The organism is Microbispora sp. GKU 823 (genome assembly GCF_002027145.1).
Taxonomy (GTDB): domain Bacteria; phylum Actinomycetota; class Actinomycetes; order Streptosporangiales; family Streptosporangiaceae; genus Microbispora; species Microbispora siamensis.
Map to the genome: position 1 here is coordinate 1 of NZ_MWJN01000152.1, position 15632 is coordinate 15632.

Annotated in this window: 10 protein-coding genes and 1 pseudogene; 3 read left to right on the plus strand and 8 right to left on the minus strand. The window is 70.8% G+C overall.

What is annotated here, in order from left to right; all coding sequences use genetic code 11:
• The 3 genes from B1L11_RS41645 to B1L11_RS47640 form a co-directional block, all read right to left on the minus strand.
• On the minus strand, nt 1–1922 hold a 1922-nt coding region (locus tag B1L11_RS41645), incomplete at its 3' end, for a BTAD domain-containing putative transcriptional regulator (RefSeq protein WP_179155565.1).
• A 164-nt stretch (nt 1923–2086) separates the two neighbouring features.
• Entirely contained in the window at nt 2087–2761 is a 675-nt protein-coding gene (locus B1L11_RS41650) for a phosphotransferase (RefSeq protein ID WP_179155566.1), read from the minus strand.
• On the minus strand, nt 2644–3282 hold the full coding sequence (locus B1L11_RS47640; protein ID WP_179155567.1) for a hypothetical protein: 639 nt from the start codon (nt 3280–3282) through the stop codon (nt 2644–2646). Before B1L11_RS47640 ends, B1L11_RS41650 begins: the two co-directional genes overlap by 118 nt.
• A 492-nt stretch (nt 3283–3774) precedes the next feature.
• Here B1L11_RS47640 and B1L11_RS41655 point away from each other — a divergent pair, with 492 nt between their 5' ends.
• The 3 genes and pseudogenes from B1L11_RS41655 (at nt 3775) to B1L11_RS49150 (ending at nt 10279) form a co-directional block, all read left to right on the plus strand.
• Nucleotides 3775–9018 carry a type I polyketide synthase gene (locus tag B1L11_RS41655; RefSeq protein ID WP_256863348.1) on the plus strand — a complete coding sequence of 1748 codons (5244 nt, stop codon included), beginning with the start codon at nt 3775–3777 and terminating at the stop codon, nt 9016–9018.
• 199 nt (nt 9019–9217) lie between these two features.
• Nucleotides 9218–9558: pseudogene (locus B1L11_RS49145) on the plus strand (DUF2332 family protein); the annotation flags it as partial.
• Nucleotides 9559–9616: 58 nt separating this feature from the next.
• The gene (locus tag B1L11_RS49150) at nt 9617–10279 is read left to right on the plus strand and encodes an NUDIX domain-containing protein (RefSeq protein WP_218671644.1); all 663 of its coding nucleotides are present in this window, start codon (nt 9617–9619) and stop codon (nt 10277–10279) included.
• A 188-nt stretch (nt 10280–10467) separates the two neighbouring features.
• Here B1L11_RS49150 and B1L11_RS49155 read toward each other — a convergent pair whose 3' ends face one another.
• The 5 genes from B1L11_RS49155 to B1L11_RS41685 form a co-directional block, all read right to left on the minus strand.
• Nucleotides 10468–10653: a hypothetical protein gene (locus tag B1L11_RS49155; protein WP_143737931.1), complete on the minus strand. Its 186-nt coding sequence runs from the start codon at nt 10651–10653 to the stop codon at nt 10468–10470.
• A gap of 162 nt (nt 10654–10815) precedes the next feature.
• Complete coding sequence (locus B1L11_RS41670) at nt 10816–11085, minus strand: STAS domain-containing protein (protein WP_079320704.1); 270 nt, start codon at nt 11083–11085, stop codon at nt 10816–10818.
• Nucleotides 11073–12440 (minus strand): discoidin domain-containing protein, encoded by a 1368-nt coding sequence (locus B1L11_RS41675; protein WP_079320705.1) that lies wholly within the window; start codon nt 12438–12440, stop codon nt 11073–11075. The genes B1L11_RS41670 and B1L11_RS41675 overlap by 13 nt, the downstream gene beginning before the upstream one ends.
• Nucleotides 12441–12559: 119 nt before the next feature.
• The gene (locus tag B1L11_RS41680; protein ID WP_079320706.1) at nt 12560–13885 is read right to left on the minus strand and encodes a discoidin domain-containing protein; all 1326 of its coding nucleotides are present in this window, start codon (nt 13883–13885) and stop codon (nt 12560–12562) included.
• Between the two features lie 109 nt (nt 13886–13994).
• Nucleotides 13995–15143, minus strand: a complete 1149-nt coding sequence (locus B1L11_RS41685) for a heparin lyase I family protein (RefSeq protein ID WP_079320707.1) — start codon at nt 15141–15143, stop codon at nt 13995–13997.
• Nucleotides 15144–15632: the final 489 nt, after the last annotated feature.

Sequence of the window (15632 nt, forward strand, 5' to 3'; positions counted from 1 at the left end):
TGGTAGGCCGCAGGACCGGCCTCCACCGCATGATGAGCGATCACCGCCACATCCGCTCCAGGCCGCGACGACAACGCCGACATAACCTCCCGATGGATGACGGCTTTGCCCAGCGGGGGCAGGCCGGCGATGAGCGCCTCCCGGACGAGGTCGTGGACGAAGGCCATCTGGCCGCCGTGGGGGACAAGCAATCCGGCCTGAGCACCCCGGTCCAGCAGGTCGTACACCGTTGTGCCGCCGGATTCGCTTCCCACGACCTCCGCGACCACCGCGGGGTCGAAGTCCCGGCCGATCACCGCAGCGACGCCCAGGACCTCGCCAACCTGGGGAGCGAGAACAGCGAGGCGCTGGCGGACCAGTTCGGCCACCGCGTCCGGGACCGTCTCCAACGGCCGCCCCTGCGCCAGCAACCGCACACTCTCCCGCACAAAGAACGGGTTACCCCCGGTCCGGTCGGTCAGACGGGCGACCACCTCATCGTCGATCCGCACACCCATCTCCTCGGCGATCTGGGCGACCACCTCCACCCCCAGCCCCTGAAGACGGACACGCACCAGGTCATACCCCGCCAGACGGACCAGCAGCTCATCCACCGGCACACCACCGCGGACCGGCAACGGGTCACGAAAAGCCGCCACCACCGACAACGGCACCCGCTCGGCCATCCCCCCCACCAGCACCACCACATCCCGCAGCAACTCCAGCGACGCCGCATCCGCCCACTGCAGATCGTCCAGCACGACCACCAGCGGCCGCACCCGCGCCGCCGCCACCAGCCACTGCGCGATCCCCTGGTTGCGCCGCAACAACGCCGCGCCCCCCGACCCCGTCGGCATCTCATCGTCCAGCAACCCCGCCAACACCGAACGATCCGGCGGCGCACACCGCTGCTCCAACGCCCCCAGCACCTGCACCCACGGCCACAACGCAGGCGTGCCCTGCGTGTCATGACAGCGCCCCCACACCACCACATGCCCCGCATCCACGCACCACGCGTCCAACGCCTCCAGCAGGAACGTCTTACCGATCCCCGGCTCCCCGCTCACCGCCGCGAAACCCACACCCCCCCGCGCCACCGACCCCGTCAGCGCCACCAGCTCACCCAACGATCCCTCCCGTCCCCGGACGGCGGGTACGGCTGCCCTGAGCGGAACCCGCGCTTCGGAGGCATCGTCGCTCCGCGACTGGGCCTGCAGAAGGATCTCGCTTTCCAGTGCCCTCAGCTCCGGGCAAGGGTCAAGACCGACCCGATCGGCCAGCAGCGCTTTGACGCGCCGGAGCAGGGCGAGCGCGTCGTTTCGGCGTCCGGTGCGGTACAGGGCCAGCGCGAGCAGGTACCACAACCGCTCCCGCAACGGGTCGGCCTCCGTCTCGGCCTCCAGATCCGCGATCACCGCCTGCGGCCGGCCCAGATCCAGCAGCGCCTGCGCTCGCCGCTCCACCGCCACCAGCCGCAGCTCACGCAACCGGCTGACCTCCGTCAGCGCCCACGGCGCATCGCAGAACTCCTCATACGGCGAGCCCCGCCACAGCCCCAGCGCCTCCTCCACCGCCGCCAGCGCCTGCCTCGGCGGCAGGAACTCCGCACGCTGCACCAGATCGGTGAAACGGGCCGCGTCCACGTTCGCCACCACCAGCGCGTACCCCGGCGGCCGCCCCACCAGCACCCGCGGCCGGCCGCGCGCGGGCCGATCCGGCTCAATCGCCCGCCGCAAATGCGACACATACGACTGCACCGTCGCCAGCGCACTCACCGGAGGCGCCTCCCCGTACACGTCCTCGATCAGGGCGTCCACGGAGACGATCCGCCCGCCCGCGACCAGCAGCCGGGCCAGCACGGTCCGCTGACGCGGCCCACCCAGGTCGACGGGTGCGCCGTTCGCGTCGTAGACCTCCACCGGACCGAGAACACGGAACTCCACCCCGAAACTCCCTGCGGTCGGCCCATCAGCCTCGCGGCCCCTACGGGCTGGGAGAGTACGGTGGAGCTCCGCCGGATTCGTCCGCCGGACGGGTGATCGACACTCCTCCGCCGGACGTATGCCGCGCACGGGCCGGGGTGGCGAGGGCCGCCATGCGAAAAAACCTATCCGCAGGTTCGCCGCATGCTGTCGAGGGATTCGAGATCCTCCACCGCCTGGGACATCCGGGCGACGTTGATCATGCTGAACGCCTTGGGCTGCATCTCGGGCTGCAGCCGCGAGGCCCCGATGGTGAACAGCCAGAACGCCAGCCCATGGAACATCTGTCGACGGTAGGCCAGCCAGGCCTCCCCGAAGACCGGCGGCTCGCCGCCCGCCGCCTTCAGCTCGTCGAGATACAGTTCGAGGAGTTCACGCTCCCACGCCCTTCTGTCGTCCACCGTGAGGGCCGACGAGAGGGCGTACGCGACATCGCCCGCCCACTGGCCCTTCGTCAGGCACTGCCAGTCGTACAGACCCATGGCCTTCTGCTCCGTGGCATACCAGTTGCCAATGTGGACGTCGGTGTGCAGGAGCGTCAGGGGCGGCCGCGAGTTCAGCGCGAGGGAGCGCATGAAGGATGGCCAGATCTCCGACCTGCGCCGCAGGACGGATTCCGGCATGATCGTCTCCGACACCTTGACGCCGTTCTCCGTGACGCCGCGGAACCCGATCAGCTCGTTCAGGTTGACCTGGTACGCCTCGGAGTTCTGCAGCCAGGGGAAATCGGCAGCCAGCCGGGGGCTGTCCCAGAAGGCGCCGTGGAGAGCGGCCAACTGGACCACCATGCTCTCGGCCATCTGCCGGTCCACGTACATCTCCGGATTTCCCGGCCGGCGCCGCGGGTCGTCATCACGTCCTCGAGCAGGAACATCGAGCGCCAGGACCGCTCGTCGTAGGCCGCGTAGTAGCCGACGGGCGCCTCGATGGACAGGCCCGGACGGACGAACCGGTAGAAGCGCGCCTCGCTGGAGACCGCCGCCGCGGGACCGACCAGCATGCGGGAGAGCAGCTTCGAGGTGAACTTGGCGAACACGGCCTCCGGCAGGCCGGCCTGGCGCCCGGCCTCGTTGTACAACACGGTCATCGCCTGGCGGGACGTGGTCCCCTCACTGCCGGCGCCCCGCTCGAATCCGAGGACGCGGGCACCCGGATGCTCCCGGCACAGGACGGCGGAGAGCCACTCCTCCGTGATGTCGTGGTAGGACCCGGGAATGTCCTCGGCGGTCGCCACGCGCGGCTTCGCGACCCGTTCCCGGAGGGTGTGGCCCGCGATGCGCAGCATCGATCCGGCCAGCCGTGCCTTCGCTGAAACGCTCAATTCTCACTCCTCATGTCGAGGGCCGGCCTCCCTGCCGGGAGGCACGGTCGCTGCCGGGGTCAACCCTGTCCGCCTCTCGTTGCGGACGACTTGAAACGTCCGGCAGGACGCACCCGGTGCCGCGAGGCGGCCGGCGCCGTGTGGCCGCGCTCGCAGACCACCCCCACAGGACCCGCCAAGTCAGCCGCAAGGTTCGCAAGTCGGGGGCAAAGGGCGGGTGTCATCGTTCGGTGCGCTGGGACCGCGAGGGATGCGCGTCCGCTCACGCGGCCGCAGCCACTCCTCCGTGCCGCTCGTCAGGGACGCGGCGCGGGCTCTCGGCCTCCCACCCGGAAGAAGCAACGAGGGACACCGCCATGAGCTCGAATCACGAAACCAGGCCTGCGCTGGAACCGATCGCCGTCGTGGGGATGGCCTGCCGGCTGCCCGGCGCCCGCTCCCCCGACGGAGCTGTGGGAGCTGCTGTGCCGCGGCGAGAACGCTATCTCCGAGATTCCCTCCGACCGGTTCCCGATCGAGGAGGTCTACGCCCCCGCATCCGGGGTGCCGGGAAAGCTCGCCTCGAAGTACGGCGGTTTCGTCTCCGGCATCGACGAGTTCGACGCGGAGTTCTTCGGCATCTCTCCCCGGGAGGCCGCGGCGACGGACCCGCAGCACCGCATGGTGATGGAGGTGGCCTGGGAGGCCTTCGAGGATGCCGGCCTGGTGCTGGAACGGATGCCTGAGCTGACCGGCGCTGTCTTCATGGGGGTCATCACCAACGACTACTGGGACCGGCAGTCGGGAGTGCTGGAAGAGCTCGACGTGCACACGGTCACGGGAAGCGCCAAAGGGGGCAACGCGGGCCGCATCTCCCACGCCCTGAACCTCACCGGTATGAGCGTGGCCCTCGACGCCGCATGCTCCTCCTCTCTGGTGGCCGTACAGCTCGCCGTCCAGTCGCTGCGGGCGGGCTCGTGCGATCTCGCCTTCGCCGGCGGCGTGAACGCCATCCTCACCCCTGATCACGGCATCGGGTTCTCCCAGGGCGCGATGATGGCCCTCGACGGCCAGTGCAAGGCGTTCGACGCCCGGGCCAACGGCTACGTCCGCAGCGAGGGCGTCGGCGTCCTGGTGCTCAAGACCCTCTCGCGAGCGCTGGCCGACGGGGACCGGATCCATGCCCTGATCCGCGGCGCGGCCGCCGGCAACGACGGGCACTCGGACGGTTTCATGGCCCCCCAGGTCCACGGACAGCAGGCCGCGCTGCGGGCGGCCTACCGCGACGCCGGTGTGGATCCGGCGAGCGTCGCCTACGTGGAGGCCCACGGCACCGGCACCAGCGTCGGCGACCCGGTGGAGATCGCCGCCCTGGACGGGGTGCTCGGGCAGGGGCGGCCGAAAGACCGCCCGCTCCTGGTGGGCTCGGTGAAGACCAACCTGGGCCACACCGAGGCCGCCGCCGGCGTCACCGGGCTGATCAAAACCGTGCTGTGCGTCAAGAACGGCTGGCTCCCGGCCAGCCTCAACTTCACCACGCCCAACCCCTTAATCGCATGGGACGAGATCCGGGTACGCGTGTGCGACCGGGGACAGGCCTGGCCGCAGGAAAACCAGCCACGCAGGGCCGGGGTCAGCAGCTTCGGCATCACCGGCACCAACGTGCACATCGTCGTGGAGGAGCCTCCGCAGACCGCGCACCCGGACGAGAGCCGCGAGGACGGCGACCGCCCCATGCTGCTGCCGGTCTCGGCCCGCACCCCCGGCGCCCTCACCGCGCTCGGGGCGCGCTACCGCGGCCTCCTTCAGACGGCCTCGCTTCAGGACGTCGCAGCGGCGGCGGGAGTCCGGCGCACCCATCACGACCAGCGGCTCGCCGTGGTCGCCGTCACGGCCGAGGAGGCCGCGGCCAAGCTGGACGCGTACGCCGCGAACGGCCACGCGGAGGGCGTGTACACCGGCGAAGCCGACGAACTGGGCGGAGCGAACCGTACGGCGTGGGTGTTCCCGGGACAGGGCGCGCAGTGGGTCGGCATGGGCCGCGACCTGCTCGACCAGGAGCCGGTCTTCGCCGCGGCGATCGCCGACTGCGAGAACATGATGCGCCGCTACGCCGACTGGTCCCTGACCGCCGAGCTCAGGGCGGATCCGGAGGCCTCCCGCCTCACCGAGATCGACGTGGCCCAGCCGGCGATCTTCGCGGTACAGGTGGCGCTGGCTCGCCTGTGGCGGTCGTGGGGCTTCGAGCCCGATGCCGTCATCGGGCACTCCATGGGCGAGGTCGCCGCGGCCCACGTTGCCGGAGTCCTCGACCTCGACGACGCCGCCCGGATCATCTGCGGCCGCAGCCGGCTGATCCGCGCCACCAGCGGTCGCGGCGCCATGGCCGCGGTGGAGCTGTCACCCGAACGCGCCGAGGCGCTGATCGCGGAGCGCGGTGGCCGGGCGGTCCTGGCCGTGCACAACGGGCCGGCCTCCTGTGTGCTCGCCGGAGCAGCCGAGGAGATCGACGCCATCCTCCGCGACCTCGACGCCGAAGGCGTCTTCGGGCGGCGCGTGCAGGTGGACATCGCCTCGCACAGCCCGCAGATGGACCCGCTCAGGGAACCGCTCCTCGAGTTGCTCGCCCCCCTGCGCCCCCGGCAGGGCGACGTTCCACTGATCTCCACGGTCACCGGCCGATTCGTCGACGGGGCGAGCATGGACGGGGCGTACTGGGTGGACAACCTTCGCGAGCCGGTGCTGTTCGCGGACGCCGTCCAGCATCTGGCGGGGTCGGGATTCGACACCTTCGTGGAGTTCAGCCCCAACCCGCTGCTCGCCCGGGCTGTCCAGCAGAACCTGCGTCACGCCGGCGGGGACGGGGTGGTCGTCACCGCGCTCACCCGCGACACCCCTGGCCGTACCGCCCTGCTGGAGGCCGCGGCCGAGCTGTACGTCAACGGCCGGGCCGTCGATTTCTCCCGCCTGCAGCCCCACCGTGGGCACCACGTGCCCCTCCCCTCCTACCCCTGGCAGCACGCGAGGTACTGGAAGGACCCGGTCAGGCGACCCGGAGTCGTCCGGGACGGCGGCGGCCACCCGATCATCGGCGCGGCTCTCACGCTGGCCCCCGCCGACACCCTGGTGTGGGACTTCGACCTGGACACCGAGCGACTGCCCTACCTGAATCACCATCAAGTCCATGACATGCCGATGCTGTCCGGCACCGCCTTCCACGAGCTGGCCCTTGCCGCCGGGGAGGAGGCGTACCGCGGCCGGACCTTCGCCGTGGAGGATCTCCGCATCGAGCGCGCCGTGTTCCTCACGGCGGACGTCCCTCAGCGCCTTCAGGCCCGACTCGACCCGGCCGGAGCCGACCACACCCGCCGCTGGACGTGTTACCTCGCGGACACGACCGGCGAGACCACCGAATGGTCCCCCGTCGCCACGGCCCTTGTGTGTTCCACCAACTCCCCCGAGGAGGCCCCCTGGGAGGGCCGTCCCGACCTCACCTGTTATCCCTGGACCGTCGACGTGGGGGAGCACTACGCCGCGCTGCGCCGCCGGGGCATCCAGCAGACGGGCCCGTTCCAGGCGATCGTCGCACTCCATCGGACGGAGGCGGCCGTCGCGGCCGAACTGCGGCTCGACGCCAGCATCACCGCCGGCCTGGACCGCTATATGTTCCATCCGGCGCTGCTCGACGCGGCCCTCCAGCCCGTGATGGCCCTCCTCGACGACACCGGCGGTGCGCATCACACCTATCTGCCGGTGCGCACGACCCGGTGCCGCGTGCACCGGCGCCTGCGGGCAGCCGCCCGTCTGTGGTCGACCGCGGTACGAATCTCCCCCGCGGACGATCCCGGCCTGGTCGAGTTCGACGTGCTGGTCAAGGACGACGAGGGCCGCGTGGTCGCGTCCATCGACGGCTTCCAGATCAGGCGGCTCGACGAAGATCCCCCCGAGGTCACCGAGCGGAAGGCCGCCCGCCTGCTGTACGGAGTGGAGTGGGCGGAACTCGACCCCCTGCCCGATCCCGCACCCGGGCACGCTCCCTGGCTAGTCGTGAGCGACTCCCCCGTCGGCGCCGAACTGTGCGACTCGCTGGCCGCAGCGGGCGGAGAGCCGCTGCTGGTCCAGCCCGGCGCCGGCTACCGGAGGCTCGATCCGCGGCGGTGCGTGCTCGACCCGGCCTCCACTCAGGACTGGACGATGCTCATAAAGGAACAGACCGCGAGCGGAGCCTGGCCCCCGAGAGCCGTCGTACGCCTGTCCGCCCCGCACTCCGGCGAGGGAGCGACCGGGCCGGAGGCACTGGCGGGCTCCTACGAGGTGCTTACGCTGGTCAAGGCACTGACGAGCGATCCGCAGGCCGCTCCCCGGCTCTGGCTGGTGACCACCGCCGCCCAAGCTCCCGACGGCATCGGGGACGTCGACCCCACGCACACCGCCGTGTGGGGCCTCGGCCGAGTGATCCCCTACGAGCACCCCGAACTGCGCTGCTCGCTGATCGACCTCCCCGGGAACCCGGACTCCGGCGTACTTCGCGCGCTCTCGGCCGAGATCAGGAATGACGGAACCGAGACCGAGATCGCTCTGCGGGGCGGCCGCAGGTATGCCGGCAGGCTCAGCCGCCGGCCGCTTCCCCCGGCACGCCCGGTCCCCGTGCGGCCGGACGCGACGTACCTGATCGCGGGCGGCTGTGGCGGGGTGGGGCTGCTCACCGCCGAATGGCTCGTGCGGAACGGTGCGCGCCATCTGGTCCTGGTGGGCCGGAGCGGCGCTCCGGAGAGCGCGGCGGAGCAGATCGCCGCGATGCGGTCCGCCGGCGCGAACGTGCACGTCGCCGCGGCGGACATCGCCTCCCGGGAGGCGGTGGCGGATCTGCTGAACCGCATCGCACGGGACATGCCTCCGCTGCGGGGAGTCGTCAACTCCGCCGTCGTCCTCGACGACGGGACGCTGGCACAGCTGGATCACGCGCGCTTCTTCGCCCCCATGTCCCCGAAGGTGGACGGCTCGTGGAACCTGCACGAGCTCACCCGCCACCTGCCGCTCGACTTCTTCCTGATGTACTCGTCGGCCGCCTCCGTCATCGGCTCTCCCGGGCAGGGGAACTACTCCGCGGCCAACGGCTACCAGGACGGGCTGGCCTGGCACCGCCAGTCCTGCGGGCTCCCGGCCCTGACAGTCAACTGGGGACAGTGGGCGGCCACCGGGCAGGTCGCCAAGGCGAACAAGGACCTCCGGCTGAACGAGCGCGGCTTCGCCGGTTTCGCCCCTGCGGAAGCGCAGGCCGTCCTCGGCCGGCTGCTGTCCTCTCCGCACGCGCAGGCGTCGGTCATGTCGTTCGACCCCACCGCCTGGACCCACTACTTCCCGGCTCTGCGCACCTCGTCCCTCCTTCGGCACCTGGTGCAGGACGAGTCGCCGGACGCGTCCGCGGCCGACCTCGATCGGGCCGCCCTCGCCCGCCTCGGTGAGGAGGAGGCCGGGCAACTGATCGCGGCGTACCTGTGCAGGCAGGTCGCGGCCGTCGTCCAGTTGCCCGAGGAGAAGGTGGACCCGGCGCAGCGCCCGCACCGTCTCGGACTCGATTCCCTCATGGCGGTTCAGCTGCGCAACCGGATCGCGGCCGACCTCGAGATCAACGTGCCGGTGGCGGTCTTCCTGCAGCGGCGTACGATTGGCGATCTCGCCACCGTCGCCCTCGCCCATCTGCGGGAATCCGCAGTCACGCCACACAGCTCCGACCCGGCGGGCCCAGGCAGGTGATGAGGTGCCGAAGAGCCGGCTCTCCGGCACCCGTACACGCCGACGCCGCCACCTCGTGCTCTCTTCCGGGGTGACCGCGCGCGACCCGCCCTCGTCGATCCGGCCGGCGAGCGGCCGGCACTGCCCGGCGTACGGGGAAGTGGCGTCGGCCGTCGTCGCCGACCCGGATCTGATCGGCCTGATCGACGGTCTCCCGGGGATGGAGCGCCACCCCAACCTGGTGCTGGCCGCGGCGGGTTTCCTCGGCGGGCCGCGGGAGGACGCCTCCCGTCTTCCCCGGTGGTGCGTGCGGCACTGGGACTCGCTGCGGGAGACGATCCTCACCCACCGGGTCCAGACCGACGAGGCCGGCCGGTGCGCGAGCCTGCTCCCGGTGCTCGCGTCCCTGCCGCAGCCCTCGCCCTCATCGAGGTCGGCGCCTCCGCCGGGCTGTGCCTCTCCCCCGACCGCTACCGCTATGACGATCTGCCGCCCGTCGGGCTCGTGGACAGCCCCGTCGTCCTGACGTGCCGCACGAACGGAAGGGTCCCGGTGCCCGAACGGGTGCCGGATGTGGTGTGGCGGGCCGGCATCGACCTCGACCCGGTGGACGTCGTACGTGCTGCAGTCCCGCGACGGGGTGCCACTGGACTACGTGCGCCAGCTCAACGCGCTCGCGCTCCGGCCGGACCTGGCCGTGCTCGTCACCGCCTACCCCGGCATCCTGGAGGACCGTCTACGGGCCCGGGGTGCGCACTACCGGTTCGAGCACGACGGATCATCCCGCGTCGAGGCCGGCATGTACGACGACCTCGCCGACGTGCTCGCCGAGGACGGATTCCCCATATGGCGGGTGGACACCGGTGACGATGCATGGCCGGATCCTGCTGTGCCTGCGCCAGGGCCCGGCTACGCCGACGACCTGTACTGCCTGCCGTCCGGGCACCTGGAGCTCGGCGAGACCATCGTCGACTGCGCGGTCCGCGAGGCCCGCGAAGAGGTCGGCGTCGCGATCGACCCGACCGACCTCCGCCCGGCCACCGTCGTCCACTACCTGTCCCCCGAGGGCCGCCCCCGTCTGGGTGTGTTCTTCGCGACCGACCGCTGGCACGGGGAGCCGTACAACGCCGAGCCGGCCAAGTGCGGCGGCCTGGCGTGGCCCCGGGTCGACGAGCTGCTAGACAACACCGTGCCGTACACCGCCGCCGGCGTCGAGCTGTACCGGTCCGGCGTGAGCATCGGGCTGCACGGCTGGCCCGAACTCGTCGGCGCCACGGCGTAGCCCGCGCAACACGAAGAACAGCCCCGCTCTCCCCGGGGGAGAGTGGGCCCTCGTTTCTCCGAGCTCATCATGCGTGGCGAGGATGGATCGCCCACGCGACTGCAACTGCCCCCGGGGTACCTCGTGGCGCGGACCGTGCGGCCCGAGGTCTAATGGCGCGCACCTCGGGGCCCCCGGGCCTGGGTTTGTCATGGTTTAAGGTCGGTTGCTACGAGTATTAGAGACGTCCGAGACGCAGCGGTTAGGAGGCTCGGGTGGATGTCCTCGATCAACTCGTCGACGCGGAGTTCCGTCTCGAACTCCTTCTCATGGCAGCCCTTCACGAGGAGGCGGAACGGCTGGCCGGTCCGTCCGTGAGTGACGTCGGCGCACACGTGAGGTAAGAGACGGATGCAGCAGGATCACGACCGGACAGCCGGCGCAAGCACGCCCGACGACGCGGCAGCGGCGGCGGCGCGGCTGGAGGCTGAGACCGCCGCGGCGGTGGCCTCCCTGCGTCGTCAGGCCGCCCAACTCCGTAGCACAGAGCCGCACGCTCAAGCCGGTTCGAGCGGTTGACCGTCGGCGTCTGCTGCGAGGGCGTCGCCGACGGAGCGAGACCGCTCGAAGTGCGGCAGTAGGTTCGTGATGCGCAGCGCGCTCTCGACGCGGGGATCGATTCCGGTGAGGACCAGGCGGATCCCACGCTCCTGGCAACCCTTCCACGTGAAGACGAGCACGCTGAGGCCGCCGCTACGGACCTCTTCGGAGAGGTCCGCGGCGGGGCGACGGGCGCGTGGAACGGCGACGCCCGTCAGCCGTTGCATGAGACCGGGCCTCCGCTGTCCAGAACTGCGCCGTCGTCCCGCACGAACTGCCATGAGTAGGCGTTAGCGGCCAGGGTGAGCTTGAGGACCCCGTTCGCCTGGAGCCGCTTTTGGCTGTTGGCCCGGACGGTGCCGAAGGGCTTCGGCGTCGCGCCCCCGGTGCCGACGACGAACTCGCGGATCCCCGACGAGGAGGCCACAGCGTCCGGTGTCTCCTTGGCGAACCGCTCGTAGTCGTGGTCGTGACCGCTGAGCACCAGGTCCGCGCGGACGCCGTACAGCACGTCCCAGAACGGCTTCACGTTGGGGAAGTCGCCGTGCTCGGAGCCGGAGCTGAACAGCGGGCGGTGCCAGTAGGCCAGCACGCAGGGTTTGGTGGTGCGGGCGAGGTCGTTCTGTAGCCAGGTGACCTGCTCGCCTCCCGCGCTACGGCTCACCTCCGAATTGAGCGACACGAGGTGCCAGTCGCCCAGGTCGAAGCTGTACCAGCTCTTGCCCGCGGGTGCCGCCGCGGTGCCGAAGTACTGGAAGTAGCCCGCCGCGCCGTCGCCGAGTCCGTACTCGTGGTTGCCCGGCGCCGGCTTCGTCTTCGCCTTGAAGCGGCCCCAGGTCGTGGCGTAGTAGCGGGTGAACTCCTCATACGTGCCGTTGTCGTACTGGTTGTCGCCGAGGGTCAGTACGGCGGCGGGGTTGATCGCGAGGACCCGCTCGGAGGTGCGGGCGTGCCCGCAGCCGCTGCCCTCGCAGGTGGTGGCGATGTCACCGGCGGCCACCACCACGTGCTCGCCGTCCTGGCCCGAGTCGGGCCCCAGGGCGGCCGTCTCCAGGATGCTGGCCCAGGAGCCCTCCTGGCTCTGCCAGAACGAGATCCGCACGTAGCGGGCGCTCACCGGCGCGGCGAACGGGTAGCTCTCGAACCCTGCGGTGCTACCCGAACTGCGGCCGGCCCAGACCACGGTGTAGTTCGCGCCGTCCGTTGAGGTGTAGATGTTGAAGTCGTTCCACCGCAGATCGCCGCGGTGCCAGGCGATCTTCAGGCCGCACAGTGTGCGCGCCTGGCCGAGGTCGAGCACCAGGTTCGCGCCGAGTCCCTGACCCGACCACCTGGTGGTGAGGTCGCCGTCGACCGCCTGGCGCGGGGGGTTAACGTCCTCCCACGTACTGGCCGTGACAGCGGAGACCGGCTGAACCGCCGTGCATCCGGGGATGGACGGGACGACCGTCGAGGGCACGTCCGCGGCTCGGGCAGGAAGACGCGCGCCCGCGTGCGCGGCGCCCGCGGCGCCGAGCGTGGACAGCAGGAGGAGGGCGCCGAGCGCGGCCCGCAGTACTTTCTTCCGGGAGATTCGGGACATTCGTGACCGTCCTGTCGGTGTTCCGGCGGTGGTGGTGAGCGTCCGGCCGCTCCGGAAGGCGGCCGGACATGAGGGCTTGCGACGCCTGGCGGACAGGCGTCGCGAACCCGCTTACGAGGTCAGGAGACGCCGTAGGCGGCGGCCTCGGTGATGCTGGCCCAGCCGTTGCCGGCGGAGCTGTTCCACCAGGAGACGCGGACGAACCGGGCCTGGCGCGGCGGGAAGCGGTACGGCTCGGCGTTCAGGGTCGACCCCGAGCTTCGTCCCTCCGCGGCCTTCGTGTAGGCGACCCCGTCGGGCGAGGTGTAGACGGTGTAGTCGTTCCACCGCTGGTCGCCCTGGTACCAGGCCACGTCCAGCCCGCACACCGACCGCGCGGCGCCCAGGTCGAGCGTCAGGTTCGCGCCGTACCCCTGGCCCGACCAGCGCGTGGACGGGTTGCCGTCGACGGCCTGCGCCGGCGGGTTGACCGCCTCCCACGTGCTCGCGGTCACCCCTGCTGGAACGAGCTTCACGGGGTAGGGGTCCGCCTGCCCGTCGGCGGCGATCTCCCGGACGCTGAACTTGGCCAGATCGACCCGCGTGGCGTCGTCCCAGCGGAAGGCCGCCTTCGGGCCGCCCCACGTCACCTTCTCGTCAGGCGACCCACCGCAGGGGTTGGGCGTGTCGATGGACCACCCGCCGGTGTCCTCGCGGGCCGCGACGCGGGTCCACGTGCCGTTGTTCGCCCGGTCGAGGTACGCCTCCAGCCGCACGCCGCCGGGGATGTCGTACATGACCATCTTGAAACCGACCATCTTGCCCTTGATTGAGTCGCCGCCGCCCGTGTAGGAGTCCTGCGCGTACCCGGCGCCTCCGTCGTGGTAGATCTCCTTCTCGAACTTGACGGCGCCGTCGGAGTAGCGCAGGTCGCCCTTGTAGGCGGTCCCCCAGCACGCCTCGGGGGTCTGCCCCTCGCCGGTGTGCCGACCGCCGCGTGCGTACCAGGTGAAGGCGTCTGCGTCGTCGGTGCCGCTGACGTAGCGGACATAGCCGGTGATCTCGACGTTCCGCCAGTCGTTGCCATCGTGCATGAACCCCTGAGTACGCAGGTCGGGCTGGCGCCAGGTGAGGGAGTCCTCGTCCTCGTCCTGGTCGTAGGTGGAGGTGGAGACGCCGATCCGAGTCTTGACGTCGCGAACGGTGAAGGTGCCGTCCAGGTTGGACGACATGGGCGTGCCGTCGAGGCGGGTGTCGGCGGAGGGATCGGCCGACAGGTGCCAGACCTGCCCTCCCGGCTTCGTGGGATAGATCATGCCGACGCCGTCGACCGGGTCGACACCCGCCAGCGGCACCGCGGCCGCGACAATGGTGGGCGTAGTGGGAACCGAGGTGAATCCGGTGGCCGAGACGGCGCCGGCGACGGCCAGCGCGATCATCAGCAGGGAGGCACGGGAGCGTCGCATCGCGAACCGCCTGGTGTGGTGAGGAGGTCGTCGCTAGGGGCCGCTCCCGCGGTGTCTGCTCGTGGCAGGGGTGGTGCGGGAGCGGCGGGACGTTGAGGGAAGGGTTGGTTCAGGAGCCGAGGACGGCTGCTTCGGTGATGCTGGCCCAGTCGTTTTGAGGGTTCTGCCAGAAGGAGACCTTCACATACCGGGCGTCGCGGGGGCCGGTGGTGAACAGCTCCTGCTCAAATCCCAGCGTCGTGCCCGAACTGCGCCCCTCCCACGCCTTGGTGTAGGCGACCCCGTCGACGGAGGTGTAGGTGGTGTAGTCGTTCCATCGCTGGTCACCCAGGTGCCAGGCCACCCGCGTCCCGCACACCCGGCGCACCGACCCCAGGTCCAAGATGAGTGAGGCGCCGAAGCCCTGCCCCGACCAGCGGGTGGAGAAGTTGCCGTCGATCGCCTGAGCGGGCGGGTTGATCGCCTCCCAGGTGGTCGCCGTCGCCGACGCCACCGGCACCGTCCCCGCGCACGAGGGGTCCCCCGAACCTCCCGGCGCCACATCGGCGTAGACGGCCCGCTGGTCACCCAGCCGCAAGGAGTCGTAGAACATCACCCGCTGACTGGTGGTCGACGGCTTGTCGGGATTGGCCCAGTCCCACTTGTAGATGCCGAACTTGAAATACGGCGACCGTGGCCCGCCGGCGTGCGTTGCACCACTGCGCTGCAGCACCCGCTGCCCGTTGCGCCACACCTCGAACATGCCCTGGGTGTCGGTCCGCCACTTGACGTGCACCACCCAGTCGGTCCAGGCCCCGGTGGCGTACGGGCCCAGGTCGATGATGTCCCCGCGGAAGTCCACCTTCCAGTGCCCCTCGTCGGTCAGCAACGCCAGCGGCGGAGACCCGCCCCCGCAGTCGTCGCACTGGTGCCACTGACTGACGATCTCCGCGGACACGTCGTAGACCCAGCTGGCGGGCAGGTTGACGCTGAAGCCGTACCACCGCTCGGCGTTGAGGGGTTGTTCGTCGCGCTGGCTGATCTCCGCCCGCTTGCTGCCCGACTGGATCGGATCACCCCGGTCCAGCTCGAACCGCGCCGCGTAGGACCCGTCGCGTACCGGGCTGGACACCACGGCCGCGCCGTGGTCGGCCACCCACTGCTTGACGAACCCCGGAGGCGCCGAGGCCGGCATCGTCCGATCGGCCGCCGCCTCCCAGTTCAACGTCCTGAACACCCCCGCCGGATCGGCCTGCGCGGGCAGCGGCGTGCCCCCCAACCACCATCACCACCACGGTGACCAGCACCGCGGCGGCCGACGCCGCGACTCTCTTCCAGATCACTGTCATCACTCCCCTGTGGCCGGCCCGGCCCCGCCACTCGCGGCGGGGGGTGCCAGCCGGTGTGCGTTTCCGACAGCATCGGGGAGCATCGGATGACGGTCATGAGTAAGCGATGCTCATTCGTCGAGTCATGCCGCCCGGCCGGAGGCGGCCGTCAGGAGGCGACCGGTGTTCACGCGGTCGCGACCGAGCCTCGGATGTGCCCCCGCCCCAGACTGGCAGCGGCGGGACCTTCACCGTCGTCGCACACGTTCCCGGTTCACTGGCGGCGCTCTTGGTCGCCGTCCGGGGGTGGGCGGGCAGGTGAGCAGGGCCACCCACTGCCCGGAAACCAGTTTCTGCCAGCGCTGTCAACGACGCTCGAAATTTGACCCCGTAGCGACGCCTGAAAGTTGACCCCCTGGTGTTGATGTTGGTCGTGGTTG

Coding starts and splice junctions, on each gene's coding strand:
- B1L11_RS41650 (WP_179155566.1), bottom strand. CDS start 2,761: ATGGCCGAGAGCATGGTGGTCCAGTTGGCCGCTCTCCACGGCGCCTTC.
- B1L11_RS41670 (WP_079320704.1), bottom strand. CDS start 11,085: ATGCAACGGCTGACGGGCGTCGCCGTTCCACGCGCCCGTCGCCCCGCC.
- B1L11_RS41675 (WP_079320705.1), bottom strand. CDS start 12,440: ATGTCCCGAATCTCCCGGAAGAAAGTACTGCGGGCCGCGCTCGGCGCC.
- B1L11_RS41680 (WP_079320706.1), bottom strand. CDS start 13,885: ATGCGACGCTCCCGTGCCTCCCTGCTGATGATCGCGCTGGCCGTCGCC.